At 62.0% G+C, this 15,855-nt stretch carries 19 protein-coding genes; 13 read left to right on the forward strand and 6 right to left on the reverse strand.

Annotated elements, in window-relative coordinates; all coding sequences use genetic code 11:
* Window positions 1-101: 101 nt before the first annotated feature.
* Complete coding sequence (locus QM467_RS12105) at window positions 102-902, reverse strand: sulfite exporter TauE/SafE family protein (protein ID WP_283366588.1); 801 nt, start codon at window positions 900-902, stop codon at window positions 102-104.
* Window positions 903-1,193: 291 nt separating this feature from the next.
* On the opposite strand from QM467_RS12105, the gene QM467_RS12110 reads away from it, so the two are divergent.
* The 7 genes from QM467_RS12110 (at window position 1,194) to QM467_RS12140 (ending at window position 8,411) form a co-directional block, all read left to right on the forward strand.
* Window positions 1,194-2,522 (forward strand): OmpP1/FadL family transporter, encoded by a 1,329-nt coding sequence (locus QM467_RS12110; protein ID WP_283366589.1) that lies wholly within the window; start codon window positions 1,194-1,196, stop codon window positions 2,520-2,522.
* 183 nt (window positions 2,523-2,705) lie between these two features.
* Window positions 2,706-3,167: a HyaD/HybD family hydrogenase maturation endopeptidase gene (locus QM467_RS12115; protein ID WP_283366590.1), complete on the forward strand. Its 462-nt coding sequence runs from the start codon at window positions 2,706-2,708 to the stop codon at window positions 3,165-3,167.
* Between the two features lie 23 nt (window positions 3,168-3,190).
* Complete coding sequence (locus QM467_RS12120) at window positions 3,191-3,583, forward strand: hydrogenase expression/formation C-terminal domain-containing protein (RefSeq protein WP_283366591.1); 393 nt, start codon at window positions 3,191-3,193, stop codon at window positions 3,581-3,583.
* A complete protein-coding gene (locus QM467_RS12125) occupies window positions 3,580-4,653 on the forward strand; it encodes a hydrogenase small subunit (protein ID WP_283366592.1) in 1,074 nt (357 codons plus the stop codon). Before QM467_RS12120 ends, QM467_RS12125 begins: the two co-directional genes overlap by 4 nt.
* Window positions 4,654-4,656: 3 nt before the next feature.
* Window positions 4,657-5,316 carry a hypothetical protein gene (locus tag QM467_RS12130; RefSeq protein ID WP_283366593.1) on the forward strand — a complete coding sequence of 220 codons (660 nt, stop codon included), beginning with the start codon at window positions 4,657-4,659 and terminating at the stop codon, window positions 5,314-5,316.
* Window positions 5,313-6,620, forward strand: coding sequence for a (Fe-S)-binding protein (locus QM467_RS12135; protein WP_283366594.1), 1,308 nt, complete (start codon window positions 5,313-5,315; stop codon window positions 6,618-6,620). Before QM467_RS12130 ends, QM467_RS12135 begins: the two co-directional genes overlap by 4 nt.
* A 51-nt stretch (window positions 6,621-6,671) precedes the next feature.
* Complete coding sequence (locus tag QM467_RS12140; protein ID WP_283366595.1) at window positions 6,672-8,411, forward strand: nickel-dependent hydrogenase large subunit; 1,740 nt, start codon at window positions 6,672-6,674, stop codon at window positions 8,409-8,411.
* A 116-nt stretch (window positions 8,412-8,527) separates the two neighbouring features.
* Here QM467_RS12140 and QM467_RS12145 read toward each other — a convergent pair whose 3' ends face one another.
* From QM467_RS12145 to QM467_RS12160, 4 genes are all read right to left on the reverse strand, one after another.
* Window positions 8,528-8,839, reverse strand: coding sequence for a TusE/DsrC/DsvC family sulfur relay protein (locus tag QM467_RS12145; protein WP_283366596.1), 312 nt, complete (start codon window positions 8,837-8,839; stop codon window positions 8,528-8,530).
* Between the two features lie 246 nt (window positions 8,840-9,085).
* Complete coding sequence (locus tag QM467_RS12150; protein ID WP_283366597.1) at window positions 9,086-9,382, reverse strand: HypC/HybG/HupF family hydrogenase formation chaperone; 297 nt, start codon at window positions 9,380-9,382, stop codon at window positions 9,086-9,088.
* A 182-nt stretch (window positions 9,383-9,564) separates the two neighbouring features.
* The gene (locus tag QM467_RS12155; protein ID WP_283366598.1) at window positions 9,565-10,188 is read right to left on the reverse strand and encodes a class I SAM-dependent methyltransferase; all 624 of its coding nucleotides are present in this window, start codon (window positions 10,186-10,188) and stop codon (window positions 9,565-9,567) included.
* A 119-nt stretch (window positions 10,189-10,307) separates the two neighbouring features.
* Window positions 10,308-10,781 carry a methyltransferase family protein gene (locus QM467_RS12160; protein WP_283366599.1) on the reverse strand — a complete coding sequence of 158 codons (474 nt, stop codon included), beginning with the start codon at window positions 10,779-10,781 and terminating at the stop codon, window positions 10,308-10,310.
* Between the two features lie 242 nt (window positions 10,782-11,023).
* Between QM467_RS12160 and QM467_RS12165 the strand changes: the two genes are divergently transcribed.
* Window positions 11,024-11,509 carry a copper chaperone PCu(A)C gene (locus tag QM467_RS12165; RefSeq protein ID WP_283366600.1) on the forward strand — a complete coding sequence of 162 codons (486 nt, stop codon included), beginning with the start codon at window positions 11,024-11,026 and terminating at the stop codon, window positions 11,507-11,509.
* 225 nt (window positions 11,510-11,734) lie between these two features.
* Window positions 11,735-12,772 carry a class I SAM-dependent methyltransferase gene (locus tag QM467_RS12170; RefSeq protein WP_283366601.1) on the forward strand — a complete coding sequence of 346 codons (1,038 nt, stop codon included), beginning with the start codon at window positions 11,735-11,737 and terminating at the stop codon, window positions 12,770-12,772.
* Here the strand turns inward: QM467_RS12170 and QM467_RS12175 are convergent.
* Window positions 12,760-12,996, reverse strand: a complete 237-nt coding sequence (locus tag QM467_RS12175; protein WP_283366602.1) for a hypothetical protein — start codon at window positions 12,994-12,996, stop codon at window positions 12,760-12,762. The two genes, QM467_RS12170 and QM467_RS12175, sit on opposite strands and share 13 nt — an antisense overlap.
* 122 nt (window positions 12,997-13,118) lie before the next feature.
* On the opposite strand from QM467_RS12175, the gene QM467_RS12180 reads away from it, so the two are divergent.
* The 4 genes from QM467_RS12180 to trhA all read left to right on the forward strand — a co-directional run bounded on the left by QM467_RS12180 (window position 13,119) and on the right by trhA (window position 15,806).
* Window positions 13,119-13,319, forward strand: coding sequence for a hypothetical protein (locus QM467_RS12180; protein WP_283366603.1), 201 nt, complete (start codon window positions 13,119-13,121; stop codon window positions 13,317-13,319).
* 366 nt (window positions 13,320-13,685) lie between these two features.
* The gene (folE, locus tag QM467_RS12185; RefSeq protein WP_283366604.1) at window positions 13,686-14,390 is read left to right on the forward strand and encodes a GTP cyclohydrolase I; all 705 of its coding nucleotides are present in this window, start codon (window positions 13,686-13,688) and stop codon (window positions 14,388-14,390) included.
* A gap of 7 nt (window positions 14,391-14,397) precedes the next feature.
* A complete protein-coding gene (locus QM467_RS12190; protein WP_283366605.1) occupies window positions 14,398-14,826 on the forward strand; it encodes a BLUF domain-containing protein in 429 nt (142 codons plus the stop codon).
* A 308-nt stretch (window positions 14,827-15,134) separates the two neighbouring features.
* On the forward strand, window positions 15,135-15,806 hold the full coding sequence (gene trhA, locus QM467_RS12195) for a PAQR family membrane homeostasis protein TrhA (RefSeq protein WP_283366606.1): 672 nt from the start codon (window positions 15,135-15,137) through the stop codon (window positions 15,804-15,806).
* The last annotated feature ends 49 nt before the right edge of the window (window positions 15,807-15,855 follow it).

Below are 15,855 nucleotides of genomic sequence, written 5' to 3' on the forward strand. Positions count from 1 at the left end.
GATGAAACGGGCGAAGGGATGCGGCGTGTGAGGCATGGCGTTTAATCCCGGAATTTCTTGTTTTGCTAAGGCTCGATATTTTCCTGGTCGCAGGCGGAGCGTTACGGCCTGATGAGAACGAGCGCGCCTCGATAGATGACATAAGCGCCTACGCCGGCGACCAGGGCGGCGAAGATGCGGGTGAGAGTTTGTTTGCGAACGGCGATCCGCTGAGCCAGCATTCCGCCGAATGTGCCGCCAACCACGCCGCCTGTGAGCAGCAGCGCCGCGACGCGCCAGTCCACAAGACCGGAAACCGCATAATTTGCGGCTGTGGCGGCGCCGAAGGCGGTCACTGAAACCAGCGACGAACCGATGGCCGATATCATCGGCATTCCGGTCGCGGCGAGAATGCCCGGGACGACGAGGAAGCCGCCGCCAATCCCGAAAAACCCGGCCAGAACTCCGACGGATACGCCGAAAAAGAGAAGGCTTGGGACCATGGCGCGAGCGTTGACGGAGGTCATGTCTACGTCCATGTTCGTTTGCGCCGGCCGCTTGAACGCCATCTGGATGGCGACCACGAGCATCAGTGCCCCAAACAGGAGCAGCAGTTTCTGGCCGTCGAAAACTTTGCCAAGGGAGGAGCCGATGACCGCACCCAGCACCCCCGAAGCCGCGAAAACAACGGCGCAAGGCCATTTGACATGTCCAGATCGCGCATGGCCGAAGAGATTGAAGAGGGCGTTGACCGCCACCGCCGTGGCGCCCGTGCCGATCGCGACATGCGGATCGCGGACGCCGACGAAATAGACAAGAAGCGGCGTCGCGAAAACGGAGCCGCCGCCGCCAATCAGGCCGAGGACGAACCCAACCAGTACGCCCGAAAGCAGGGCGGCGCCGTCGCTGTACGAAATTAGCAAGCGTTCCGCTCCCCGGAGCCGTTTTTCTATATATTTATAAAAACGAATATATTGAGAGATCGCCGATGCGGTCAAGTCGGCAATCGCACTTTCGAAATCGGGGAGCGATGCGGCTGGCTGAAATTCGTGAAGGCGGGTCAAGCGGGTTCGCGATTTTCGCGCGAATAGCTGTAGGTGTTGCAAAAACGCTGCATCGCCTTACCAATTCCAATGCTATCATATCACAAAATGAGAATGCTTGGGCTGGCGACATCGAAGCGCCACGTCGACGAGCGAAGCGGGGGGAACATAATGCAAAAACTGCGGCACCTTTTCGGCGTGAGTTTATGTGCGTTGGCCTATTGCGCGGCGGCGCCTGGCGCGCGTGCGACAGAGGGATATTTTGTCGAGGGCAGCAGCGCGCGCGAGCAATCGCTGGCTGGCGCGGGTTCGGCCAATCCCGCCGACGCCCTGACGGTCGGCAGCAATCCCGCCGGCCTCGTCGACGTGGGGCGCCAGTTCAACGGCGACATTACGCTGTTCATGCCCTGGCGCGGCTATGAAGCCACGGGAACTTTCCTGACCGCGCCCGGAAAGGTGGATAGCTACCGCGAAGCCTTCCCGATCCCGGCCATCGGCTATTCGCAGCCGCTGAACGCCGAATCGGCATTCGGCGTGGCGATGGTCGCCAACGGCGGCATGAACACCACCTATGCCGGCGGCGTCGCCAATCCGATGTGCGCCGTTTACGGACTTCCCAAACAGGGCGTGTTCTGTGGCGGCCGGACGGGCGTCGATCTCAACCAGGCGCTGATCTATGCCGGCTACGCCCAACGCTTCGGGAATTTCTCGCTTGGTATTGCGCCGGTCCTGGGCGTTCAGATTTTTTCGGCCTATGGCCTGAACACGTTCAGCGCGTTTGGGCTGTCGTCCAATCCTTCGGCCGTGAGCGATCACTCCCCAAACTATTCGGTCGGTGGCGGATTGCGCGTCGGCGCGCTCTATCATGTCACGCCGGATTTCACGTTTGGCGTATCGGGTTCGACGCCGATCTGGAGCACCAAATTCTCGGACTATAGCGGCCTCTTCGCTGGAAGCGGCAGCTTCGACATCCCCGCCACGATCGGGGGCGCCATTTCCTACAAGCTTTTGCCGACCCTCGCCATGATGGTCGATTACAAGCATATCTTCTATTCCCTCGTGCCGTCGATCGGCGATTCGATGGCCCCGATCCTGCCCGGTTCGATGGGAACTGCGAGGGGGCCCGGTTTCGGCTGGCGCGACGTCGACATCATCGCTGTCGGGTTTGAGTGGCGTTATTCGGACAGGCTGACGCTGCGGGCAGGCTATAGCTATAATACGCAGCCCGTTACGGCCGCCAATGTGATGCTGAACGTCCTGGCCCCCGGCGTCGTCACCAATCACATCGGCACGGGCTTCAGCTACGCTTACAACCAAAATTCGGCGATCGACTTCTCCCTCCTTTATTCGCCGCGCACGAGTGTCTCCGGTCCTGAATACCTCCCGGGAATGGGGTATAATCCAGCTTCCAACATCAAGATTTACCTTGAGGAGCTCGCGATTACGCTCGGATATACCTATCGCTTCGACGTGCCGCCGGTGGTGGTGGCGAAATATTGATCCTCTCCCGACGCCTGGGCGCCTTCGAGGCCGGCTGACGCCGGCCTCGCTTTCGCCCTGGCCGCCCGGGAGGGCGACGAGCAAGACGTGATCGCTCCCGTGCAATTTAATCCAGGTCAAGGCGGCGGGAGCGAAACGAGATAACATATTATTAAATCCTGATTTTAAGGGATATGCATGTCCATGGCGCATCCCGTTCTCGTCCTCGGAATCGGCAACGTCCTGATGCAGGACGACGGCGCCGGCGTTCACGCGGCGCAAGAGTTCGCGTCCGAAGATGATTCGGTGCGCGTGCTCGACGGCGGCACGCTGGGGCTGTCATTGTTGCCGGACGTGGAATCCTGCCGGGCCTTGATCGTCTTCGACGCGGCGATGTTCGGAGCTGAGCCGGGCTCCGTCAGAACATTCGCAGGCGCGGAAATGGACGCGCAGCTTTCCGGCAAAAAGAACACCGTGCACGAGGTTGCGCTGTTCGATCTTCTGGCGACGGCGGAACTGCTCGGGAGCAAGCCGGCGCTGCGGGCGCTGATTGGCGTTCAGCCCGAATGCGTTGACTGGGGACTGAAGCCAACGCCCGCGGTGGCGACGGCGATCCCGCATATGCGGCGCGCAGCGCGCGAACTGATCGAGAGGTGGGCGTCGTGAGCTTGGCATGCGAAGCGAAACAAATGCTGGAAGACGACGGCGCCTTCGTCGACGCCCTGTTGTGGGAGACGCACGCCCGGCTCGCGCATTTCGCGGAGACCGGGGAGATCGCATCCATCGATCTGGGCGGACTGCCGATGTCAGGACGCGACCGCGAGGCGCTGGATTCCATTTTGGGGCGCGGCGAGGTGAGCGCGGCAGTCGAGGTCGCTGGCCGCTCCGAGGTCTGGGAAACGGGATTTTCCAGCGTATGGCGCGTACGCCATTTCGGAGACGGGACGATCGCGGCGGACCTGATCGAAATCACGTCCTGCCCTTCGATATTAGCCGCCGACCGGCGCGACGCGGACAATGCGGCGCGGCGCCTGGCGGAAGCGCTTGAAGCGAAACTCGGGAACGCGGAGACACTCGCATGAGGCATGACGAGACCCTTGCCGCCGAAATGCAGCGACGCGGCGTTTCACGGCGCGCGTTTCTGAAATACGCGTCCTATGTCGCGTCGCTCATGGCGCTGCCGCCCTCGGCGGCCGAGGCTCTGGCGGAGGGGCTGGCGGCGGCGCGGCGGCAATCCGTCATCTGGCTTTCCTTCCAGGAATGCACGGGTTGCACGGAGTCCATCACGCGATCGCATTCGCCGACGCTGGAAAACCTGATGTTCGATTTCATCTCGCTCGACTACCATCACACCTTGATGGCGGTGTCGGGCCAGGCGGCGGAACAGGCCCGCCTGGAGGCGATGGCGGCCAATAAGGGGAAATATATCGTTGTCGTCGACGGTTCGGTGCCGACCAAGGACGGCGGCGTCTATTCGACCATCGCCGGAATCAGCAACCTGAAGATGCTGGAGGAGACGCTGCGCGATGCTTTCGCGGTGGTTGCGGTCGGCTCCTGCGCCTGTTTCGGAGGCATTCCCGCGGCGAAGCCCAATCCGACCGGCGCCGTCGCGATTTCGGAACTGGCCGGCGGCAAGCCGCTGATCAATATTTCCGGCTGTCCGCCAATTCCCGAGGCGATGACCGGCGTGCTGTCCTATGTGCTCTCTTTCGGCAAATTGCCGGAGTTGGACCATCTGGGGCGTCCGAAGGCTTTCTTCGGCGAGACCATTCACGACCGCTGCTACCGGCGCCCGTACTATGAACGCGGCCTGTTCGCTGACGGATTCGACGACCATGGCGCCCGGCAGGGCTATTGCCTGTACAAGCTCGGTTGCAAGGGGCCGGTCACCTATAACGCCTGCGCGACGCTAAAGTGGAATGGCGGCGTCTCTTTTCCGATCCAGTCCGGCCATGGGTGCCTGGGCTGCTCGGAGCCTGATTTCTGGGACCAGGGCGGCTTCTACCGGCCGCTGCCGACGCCGCTCGGCGCGATGGGGCCGGCGCTCGCCGGCGCCGCCGTCGCCGGGGCGGCGCTGGGCGTCGGCGCGGCGCTCGCTGCGCGCAGCCATCAGAAGACCTATCTCGCGGCGAGCGAAAAAGAGAAGGATTGAGCCATGGATCTTCTCGCATTCGCGCGCGGCCCGGCGCTGACTTTTGCGACGGCGATTTTCGTCGCCGGAACCTTGTGGCGCCTGGTCGGCGTGCTGGCGCTGCCGCCATGGCGCGACCTGTCGCCGGCGCGGGAGGGAGCTCCGCCGAACTGGCTCGGCGCGATCGAGACTGTTTTCCGCAAGATGATTCCGCACAAGACCTTCCTGAAGGCGGGAATGTTCACGACGGTCAACGGCTATGTCTTTCATATCGGTCTGGCGCTCTGCGTCTTTGCCTTCGCACCGCATATTCTCTTTCTGAAGAGCCTGTTCGGCTTCAGTTGGCCCGGCCTTCCGAACGGCTTCATTTTCGGAGTCGGCGCCCTGACGGCGGCCTCGCTCGTGGCGGCTTTGGCCTATCGGCTGACCAGCCCCGTGTTGAAGCTGATCTCGCGGGCCGATGACTACGTCAGCTGGCTCCTGACCTTCCTGCCCGTCGTCACTGGCCTTGCCGCAGCGAGCCATATCGGCGCTCGCTACGAGATGCTGCTGGCGCTGCATGTCCTGAGCATCTGCGCCTTCCTGATCTGGTTCCCATTCGGGAAGCTGATGCACGCCTTTCTGTTCGTCTTTTCACGCGGCGCGACGGGAGCCCGGTTCCGGCACAGAGGAGCGCAGTTATGACCGCCAAGACGACAGTTTCGGGCGTCGCCTTTGACGCGCAGGGCGACCGCAACGATACGGATCGGCGCGACGCAGCCATGCAGGGCTTCGTGCGCGACTTCGCGCGCACTGCCGCGATCCATATGGAATCCTGCGTGCGCTGCGGAATGTGTGCGACGGCGTGCCAATATTACGTGACGACCGGCGATCCGAAATATACGCCGATCAACAAGCTGCGACCTTTCGAGCAGGCCTATCACCGGCATGTCGGCCCCTTCGCGCCGCTCTATCGGTTGCTCGGAATCAAATCCAACGTGTCGATCGATATGCTCCAGGAATGGGAGGCGCTGCTCTACGACGCGTGCAGTCTCTGCGGGCGGTGCACGCTCGCCTGCCCGATGGGGATCGACATCTCCGAATTGATCAAGGAGGCGCGGCACGGCATGTACAAGGCCGGGCTGGTTCCCGACCGCCTCGAACTGATGGACCGCACGACGAAAGCCTGGGGGAGCCCGGCGACGCCCGCCGATGATTTCTCGGACATCATTCGCGAGGCTGGCGAGGAGAACGGCGTGCCAGTGAACGTCGACCTGCCCAAGGCCGATTACGTCGTCACCACGGCTCCGGCGGAGCTCACGGAACATACCAAGGCGCTGACAGACGTCGCGAAAATCCTCAACAAGATCGGCGCGAGCTGGACCTATAGCAGCGCCGGCTTCGAGGCGTCCAACATCGGCTACATCAATGGCGATGTCGAGCTTCAGGAAAAGATGACGCGCAAGATGATCGACAATGCGATCGCCGTCGGCGCGCATACGCTCATCCTGCCCGAATGCGGCCACGCCTATGGCGCCGCGCGCTGGGAGGCGTCACGCTGGTATGGTCGGGAAATTCCGCTGCGCATCATTCACATGACGGAATTTCTGGGCGAGGTCGTCCAAAGCGGCAAGATCAAGCTGAAGAAAATCGGCGAGTCGACCTCCTTCCACGATCCCTGCCAGCTCGTTCGCCGCGGCGGCGTCAACGACGCTCCGCGCGCCGTGCTGAAAGCGCTCGGTCTGGAGCTCAAGGAGCTCGAAGATCATGGCGCGCTTGGCTGGTGCTGCGGCGGCGGCGGCGGCGTGGTGTCGAATACGCGCGCCGATCCGCTGCGCTTCAAGGCCTTCGAGCTCAAGCGCAAACAGGTCGAAGACGCCAATGCGCAGCATTTCGTCACGGCTTGCGGACAGTGCCGCATCACCCTGACGCTCGGCGCGAAGCACTTCAAATGGGACCAGAAGGTCGAGAGCCTTCTCGAACTGGTGGCGGACAATCTCCAGGACTGATTGTTGCCCGCTGACCGATTTTGACCGAACATTCCGATCGAGGAAAACGCCATGAGCAAGCGCGTCGTCGTGGACCCAATCACCAGGATTGAGGGCCATCTGCGAATCGAAGCCGAACTGGGCGAGGACCAGTCGATCCGCAACGCCTATTCCTCGGGCACCATGGTGCGCGGCATCGAACTGATCCTGAAGGGCAGGGACCCGCGTGAAGCCTGGGCCTTTGCGCAGCGCATCTGCGGCGTATGCACGCTGGTTCACGGCATTGCGTCGGTGCGGGCGGTGGAAAACGCGCTGGGATACGATATTCCCGCCAATGCCCAGCTCATCCGCAACCTGATGATCGGCGCGCAATATGTGCATGACCACGTCATGCATTTCTATCACCTCCACGCGCTGGATTGGGTCGATGTCGTTTCGGCGCTGAAGGCGGATCCGAAGGCGACCTCGGAACTGGCGCAGAGCATTTCATCCTATCCCAAGTCGAGTCCCGGCTATTTCGCCGAGGTGCAGAAGCGCCTCCGGACCTTTGTCGACGGCGGCCAGCTTGGCATATTCGCGAACGGTTTTTGGGGACATCCGGGCTATAAATTGCCGCCGGAGGCCAATCTCATGGCCGTGGCGCATTATCTCGATGCGCTCGCCTGGCAGCGCGACGTGGTTCAGATCCATACGATTTTCGGCGGAAAGAACCCGCATCCCAATTTTCTGGTCGGCGGCGTTCCAGCCCCCATTAGCGCCGGTCCGGGCGACGGCAGCGCCTCGACCGCCGTGAATATCGTCACGCTGAACCAGATTCGCAGCATCATCAAGACGATGCGCGACTTCGTGGACCAGGTCTATGTTCCCGACACGCTCGCCATCGCAGGCTTCTACAAGGACTGGTTCGCGCGCGGCGAAGGCCTCGGCAATTTCATGACCTATGGCGATTTTCCCGCCGACGGCCGCGCCAACACGGGCTCGCTGCTCATTCCATCGGGCGTGATACTTGGTCGGGACCTGAGCCGCATCGAGCCGGTCGACCTCAACGATCCGGCGCAGATTCAGGAATTCGCCGCCCATAGCTGGTATGATTACAGCGCGGGGAAGACAGCCGGTTTGCATCCCTATGCCGGAGAAACCACGCTCGCCTATAGCGGTCCGAACCCTCCATTCGACCAGCTCGATGTGGAGCAATCCTATTCCTGGATAAAGTCGCCGCGTTGGCGCGGCAAGGCGGTCGAGGTCGGCCCCTTGGCGCGCGTGCTGATGCTCTATGCCAAAGGCCATGAACAGACGCGGGACCTCGCGAACATGGCGCTGAAGAAGCTCGATCTGCCGCTGCCCGCCATGTTTTCGACGCTCGGCCGCACGGCGGCGCGCACGCTGGAAACGAAGATCATCGCCGACCAGATGGAGGGCTGGCTCGACGCGCTGGTGGCCAATATCAGGAACGGCGACCTCAAGGTCCATAACGATCGCCTCTGGGATCCCTCGACCTGGCCGCGCGAAGCGCGTGGCGTCGGCGCGATGGAGGCGCCCCGCGGCGGGTTGGCGCATTGGGTTGTGATCAAGAATGGCAAGATCGACAATTATCAGGCGGTGGTGCCGAGCACCTGGAACGCTGGCCCGCGCGACGCGACGGGCCAGAGCGGTGCCTATGAGGCGGCTCTGCAGGACCGCCACTCGCTCTATGACGTGAAACAGCCGCTGGAAATCCAGCGCACCATCCATTCCTTCGATCCCTGCATCGCATGCGCCGTGCATGTGGTCGATCCCGAGGGAAGAGAGATGTCCTCGATCGAAGTTGTATGAGCGAATTGCTGAGGAATTGACGCTGTCGCCCGGATGCGGAAGCGTGGCGGGCGTGCGCCGAACAGTGCATTTCGTCGTCGGATCGAAACGGACCAGGCGAACTCAGCCCGTGCTCCTCAGCCCGTGCTCCATGTGCGCGGACGCCGCATGCCTGCCAGTTTGCAGGCCTGGCCGGCATAGCCATAAGGAAAAAGCTCGAAAAGGCGATTGCGACCGGCGCCGCGCGTGTCGGTCAGGTGGCGCATGACGAAACGCGCGTCCGGCGCAACCTGATGCTCATCGAGAAAGGCGCGCATGTAGCGCAGCGCCGCCCAATGATCGTCGTTCAATTCAATGCCGAGTTTGCGGGCCTGTTCGGCCGCCCAATCCTCGCTCCAGTCCGCGGGATCGGTCAGGTAGCCTTCGACGTCCGTTTCTGGCGCGCGCATGATCTCCTCCGATGGCGGGTATCATATGATAAAATATGAATTTGTTAAGTCGTCACGGCGTCGGAAATGACCAAAATTCGGATTTTAAGTTGCGCTTGAGCAAATATTGCCGTTGTCGGGCCACGAGGCTCATAGGCCTGTCGACGAAATCTGGCTCGTGGGCTCCGTCCACGCATCAATAGTCATCGCCCTTGCGTAGGCCGCGATCCTGCGAAAAGGATGTTCGCAGCACTAATCAGCCGCTTGTCAGCGTTGCCGCAAATGTTCCGGCAATTGCGGCTCGCGATTCAAGAGATCCGCGAAGGCGGATTCGAAATCCTCGCCGCGCATCGCGGCGGCGAGGCCGTCCAGCGCGCGGTCGATCAGCGCAGCCTCGTCAGGCTCGAGCAAGCGGACCGCCGTGTCGATATGAACGAGAACCTGCGTCCCGACAGGCTGCGGGCCGATGAGCAGCAGCGAAACCCGACGCTGCACGTCACCGCGCACGCACAAAGCCGACATCTCGTCGCCTTCGATAATGCGCATTGGGACGCCGAGGCACATGGTTTTGGTCCTTGCGGGTGGGGCGGTCCCCCGAGCCGCGCCGAGCATCCGGACACCGCTCAGCGCGATGTTCGCGCCGCTGACGCGAGAAAGCAAGGGCCGGAACCGCGATCATTCCCGTCGTCGGCCGGGGGGCTTTAGTGAAATTGCAGTCTCGAAAGCCGCAGTCCGGAAAGCTCGATTCATTCGACGCGCCGGAATGTGCTGAAATGGAATATTTGGGTCGCTCCCGTCGGCGTCGTATGGTTGTAGCGGCGGCTGTCGACCAGCGCGAAGCCCGGCCCGAGGACCTTCTGCAGGCTTGCGGCGTCGTACCGCATGACGGGCAGGCCGCTGCATTTCTCAGGCCCATCCGGCGCAAACGTCCCGATAATGGCATGGCCGTCTTGGCGGAGGGCGCTTCCAAGGCGCGCGACATAGGCCGCTTGGTCCGCCCTGTCGGTAAGAAAGTGGAACGCGGCGCGGTCGTGCCAAACGTCGTAGGTGCGCGACGGCTCCCATTCGGTGATGTCGGCGGCGATCCAGGCGACCTGATCGGATTGGGAGCCGAGGCGCTTTCTGGACGCCGCGAGCGCCGCCGGCGACAAGTCGAGCACCGTCAAATCCTTGAAACCGCGGGCGAGGAGGGCGTCCACAAGACGGGAGGCGCCGCCGCCGATATCGATGATCGCGGAATCGGGCGTCGCCCCGACAAGCTCCATCAATTCCACCGAAAGCGCCGGCGTTTCCTGAAACCAGCTCACATCGGCTTCGCCCTTGGTGGCGTATACATTTTCCCAGTGACTCTGCCGGATCGTATTGGTCATCTTTCATCCACCCCTCTATGACCGCCGTATGGCGTTCCGATCAAATTGCCGCGCGCGAAGCCATTTCGTCGGCATCGCCATTCAGGAAACGGACGCCGCCAGAGCATCCCGATGGGCGCCTAATAAAGCCAACGCGGCGTGCGCGCCGAATAGGCGATCCATGCTTCTCCAAAACGAGCGGCAAGATGAGCTTCCTCGCGACGAATCGCCAGATGATCGACGGTGATCGCAGCGCCGAGTCCGAGCACCGAGAACCAGCCATTGTCGAAAGTCGCCGACAAGCCCAGCATCGCGATCGTGTTGCCAAGATAGATCGGATTGCGCGTGAAACGAAATGGTCCCGAGGTTATCAGCGCGTCAGCTCCCCTATGCGGAAGAATGTTGGTTTTCGCCCGCCACATCGTGGCCATCGCCCAGAGGTCCAGCGCGACGCCGGCAAGCAGGACGGCCGCCCCGGCCATGCCGACGGCGCGATCTCGCACGAAGGCGAGCGGGACAAGCCGCCCGAGTCCATAGGCCGCCAGAGCCGCGGCCACGTATATAATCGGCGGCCAGGGCAGGATGTTGGGTCTGACGGCGATATCGAATTTCATGGTTCGGCCCCAAGCCGCGTAGCGAAGCAGGCGGCGCGCTGGTTCCCCTCATGCCGAAGGCGAGTTTGAACCATGCAGGAGGATATTACTTTGAGCCCGCTGCGGACTCCGGCGCGGGAAAGGCTTATTTCCAAGCCCGACCATGTCAATTCTACCCCCCTGCGGCGAATTGCAAAATGGAATTCTCGCGCGCTTTGGCGCAATCTGAATCGCGTCCATTTTGGACGTTGAGGAATTGTCCCATGAGATCCGTTCTTCGTGCGGCGTCTCGCCTCTCGGGCTTTGCGGTTCTCGCGGTCACGTTTTTCGGCCCTGTCGCGGAATGTCACCGGGCGTGGTCAGCAGACATTTCCGTTCAACATGCCTGGGCGCCGGCGACGCCGCCGAAAGCCACGATCGGCAACGGCTATATGACAATCGTCAATTCATCGGCGGAACCCGATCACCTGATCGCCGCGACGGCGGAAATTTCCCATACGGCCGAGATCGATAGACTCAGGAGGGCCGACAGTTCGCCTCATATGGAGCAATTATTGAATCTGGACGTCCCCGCTGGCGGCAGCATCGAACTCCAGCCAGGTTCATATCATGTCCTGCTGCGGAATTTGAAAAAGCCGCTGACGACCGGCGAAACTTTCAGGGGCGCGCTGACCTTTGCGAGGTCAGGCGTCATATCCGTGGAATACAAGGTCGAAGCGAAGGATTACAGGGCGCCAGCCGCGGAGTGACGCGCGACCGTCCGACGTCCGTCGTCGACGACGATGTCGTTGGGCCGAAGCCGGCCGTTTGACGGAGCGGGCGGCCGGCTGTGGTCCCGCCGCCGACATCGCAATGCGCGGCGGGGGCGATTGCGCCTCAGGCCGCGCTGTTTTGACGATTTGCAAGGGCGCACGGGCTTGTCCTGCGAGCGAGGACTTCGCAATCTGCCACGCAACAACCGAGGGATGAGCGCAATGTCGGCGGAAATCAGACAACCAGACTTGAAGCAGCAATTTCGTGCGATGGCGCAAGGCGCCCAGAGCCTCGCAATCGCCTATGTCGGGGTGGTCAATGCGCTTTTCCCGACGCTGCGCCGTCTCGGGTCGGCGGATTCGGACGGTCTGGCGGCTGCCGCCGGGATGGATGCCGGCTATGTGCGGCGCTGGTGCGACGCAGCCTTCGCCTTCGACTTTTTGGAAGCCGACGGCGAAACCTTCCGTCTTTCCAGGTCCGGCGCGGCGATGCTGCCGGACGCGCCGGAGAGTTTGATGCCCTTGGCGGTTCAGGCGGCGCTGAACATGCATATGGCGGAGCGTGCGACAGCCTTGATGCGGACCGGCGAGCGCCCGGGCGAAAAGGTCATGGCGGAGCGCGAAACCCTGTTGCCCTGGTTCGGCCCGATGCTGGAGAGCAGTTTCGCCAGCTTCTTTGAACAGACGATCTGCCCGGGCGTTCCGGTTTTCGCGGAAGTGAATGCGCGCGACGGTCTGGTCGTCGATCTCGGCTGCGGCAATGGCTGGTACCTGCGCGCGCTCGCCCGGCGCTTCACATCGACGCGCGGCCTCGGCGTCGACGGCTTCGACGAGAACATCGCCCAGGCGACCCGGCTCGCCGAAGCTGAAGGATTAGGCGAGCGGCTGAGCTTTATCAGCGGTGACGCTCACGATTTCTCGCTGAACGAGCCAGCTGACATCATCGCCATGAACCGCGCTTTGCATCATGTCTGGGAGGCCGGCGGCGGAGCCTTCATTCGCCGCCTGCGCGACAATCTGCGTCCGGGTGGCGCAGCGGTGATCTGGGAGCCGGACTGGCCCGCCGACCGCAACGCCCTGCGCGCGCCTGCGCGGCGCGGTCTCGCGTTTCAGAACTTTTCCGAACATGTCCAGGGCAATCACCTGTTGGGCGCCGACGAGATCGCCGCGGCCTTCGCGGCGGAAGGCATGACGCCGGAAGTGTTTCGCTTTGCCGAAGGCCAGGAAGCGATCATCGTCGCGCGCCGTCATGCCGACTGACGCCCCTTGTCGCGTTGGACGATTTTGCCGCCGTCAAGCGTGACCCCTTCATCCATGAACGCCAGTCCATCCGGGCGGCGGGTCAACAGGATCATGGTCCTTCCCGCCGTTCGCCGCAGTCCGTCCAGAACCGGCCGGGCTGTTTCCGCATCGACGCCTTCCGTCGGCTCGTCGAGCGCCAGGATGTTCGCGAGGCGTCCGATCGCCGTTTCGAGGCGCGCCAAGCCGGACGGCGGCCGAGACTCTCGGGCTTTTTGATCCGAATCAATTGTTATATTTCAGATATATGTTTTATTCGCCCGACGCGTAAGGCCGTTCAGTTGGTCATTAAGGCAGGAGGGCCGTCATGTTGAAAATTGCTATCCTTATCTGGATCATTCTTGGAGCGACGCTGGCGGGTTCCGCGCTCACAGTCGTTCTCGCAACGCCTGCTCTCGCCAATCAGGCGATGCAGTTGATTCCGTGGGCTGCGCTCGCGGGCTTTGTCCTCGCTATACCCATATCCGGGCTGATCGCCTTCCGTCTCTCGGATCGCCGCGTTCATTGAAGCAAGGCGTTTCGCGGTGGATTGATGGAGGCTCGCGCCTATCCGGCTTGGATGTCGCGCGGCCTGACCGCGATACTGAAGACGAGGCTTTGGAGGGGCTGGCGTTTGTTCGCACCCCGTTCGAGCAGGATATTTCTCCGCGTTCGGCATCGATGCTGGCGGAAGCCGGATTGTCGTGGCTCTCGTGGTCGCGGCGATGATCGTCGCGCGCTCCGCTCGGTTTAGACAAAACCAACACGGCCATGGAACGCGATTGGCCATGGAACGTGATTGAATGAATATGAACTGCGGAGGCGCCCGTCATCCGCGAATGATGTTAGAACATAGGCGTCGCCCCGATGCTGGGCCGAACGAACGAGAGAGCCCGTGACACGTCCGGATCCCCCGCCTTCCACCGAACCCGTCTCCATGCGCGTGCGGCGGCGGCTCGTGCAGGCGAACAAGCGGTTCAACGCCAACGACAATATTTCCGCTTTTCTGGAGCCGGGCGAACTCGAGGCGCTGCTCGAAGAGGTGGAAAGCAAATTCAAGGGGGTGCTGGAAAGCCTGGTGATCGATACCGAAAGCGATCACAACACCCAGGAGACGGCGCGCCGGGTGGCGAAAATGTATTTGACCGAGGTTTTTCGCGGCCGTTACATGACGATTCCGCAGGTCACCGAATTCCCCAACGCCGAATTGCTCAATGAGCTGATGATCGTGGGGCCGATCACGGTGCGTAGCGCCTGCAGCCATCATTTTTGCCCAATCATCGGGCGGCTGTGGATTGGGCTGATGCCGAACGAGCACTCCAACCTCATTGGCCTGTCGAAATATTCGCGTCTGGCGGAATGGGTCATGTCCCGCCCGCAGATCCAGGAAGAAGCCATAACCCAGTTGGCCAATCTGCTGATGGACAGAGTGCGGCCCGACGGTTTGGCGGTCGTCATGGAGGCCGACCATTTCTGCATGCACTGGCGGGGCGTGAAGGACGATCAGACCAAGATGCTCAACAGCGTCATGCGCGGCTCGTTCCTGAAGGACCATAATTTGCGCGCTGAATTTCTTTCATTGTTGAACCTGAAGCCGTGAGGGCCAGATGCTCGTTCGTTGTCTCTACGCCAGCCGCCCTTCCGCTTCTTGCGACGGCCGCGCCCTGGACCGCATCCTCGAACAGGCGCGAAAAAACAATCCCGCGCTCGGCTTGACGGGTCTGCTCTGCGTTTCGAACAATCTCTTCGTGCAGGTTCTGGAAGGCGGGCGCGACGAGGTTTGCGAGATTTACAACGCCATCGTTCAGGATGGCCGCCACCAACAGGTGCGGCTGCTGATTTACGAAGAAATAAGCGAGAGGCGGTTCGGGAACTGGACCATGGGCCAGATCAATATTGACCGCCTTAATCCCACTCTGCTCCTGAAATATTTCCGCAGGGCCGAGTTCGATCCCTTCGACTGCTCCGGTCAGGCGACCTTGTCGCTGCTGGCTGAACTCGTCGCCACGGCTGCGATCACGCCTCGCGGCGAGTGAGCGCCATGCGAGCGATCGACTCGCCCCCGGCCGCTTCGGCCCCGCTCCGCGTGACCGTCGGATACGACGGAAATTGCCTCCTGTGTGTGCGGAAATCGCGCTTATGCTTCGCCTCGTCCGTCGCCGCCGAGGCGCAAATCGCCGCGTGACGCAACTTCGGTCGCAGGTCGGCAGGCGCCAGATTTTGTTAGACGGCTGTTTCGATTTTGCGAATAATCCGGCGAAGGATTTTAGTCGCCATGCCGTCGCCACAAGCCTTTGCTTAGCTGTGGGAAATTTGCGACAATCTTTAGGCGTTGGGGGCCTCAATGACGCTACCCGAAAACCATCCTCGCCTGTTCAAACGCGCCTATAGTCATGCCGAGCTGATCGCCGACGGCTTTGTCCATGCCGTCGCCATCGTCGCGGGGTTGATCGCCTTCGCCGTGCTGATCGGGAGCGTCGTCCGGCAGGGCGGCCTTTCCGACGCCCTCGCCATGGGCGTCTATGCGGCGGGCTTTTTCCTGCTGTTCGGTTTTTCCCTTGCCTACAACATGACTCCGCCATCGCATCTGAAATGGCTGCTTCGGCGGTTCGACCACGCCTCGATCTATTTGATGATTGCCGGCACCTATACGGCGCTGCTGTCGCAGTTGCCGAACGGCGCCCTGGCCTGGACGCTGGCGGCGATCGTCTGGATCGTTTCGCTCGGCGGCGCGGCGGTGAAAATCTTGCTGCCGGGACGGTTCGACCGCGCCGCGATCGTCGTCTATCTGGCGCTCGGCTGGGTGGCTGTTTTCGCTGGAAAACAATTGGCAGCCATCCTGCCCGCGCCGACGATGATCCTGCTCGTCGTCGGCGGCTTGTTCTATTCGATCGGCGTGCTGTTCTATAAATGGAACAGTCTGAAATATCAGAACGCCATCTGGCATTTCTTCGTCGCCATCGCCGCCGCCTGCCAATATGCCGGCATCGCCCACGCGATCGGGCGCAGCGGCTAGAGCATATTTCACAAATTGCAGAGTTTGCCTGCGCGGCGGATGTTCCGAA

The organism is Rhodoblastus sp. 17X3 (assembly GCF_030056575.1).
GTDB lineage: Bacteria > Pseudomonadota > Alphaproteobacteria > Rhizobiales > Beijerinckiaceae > Rhodoblastus.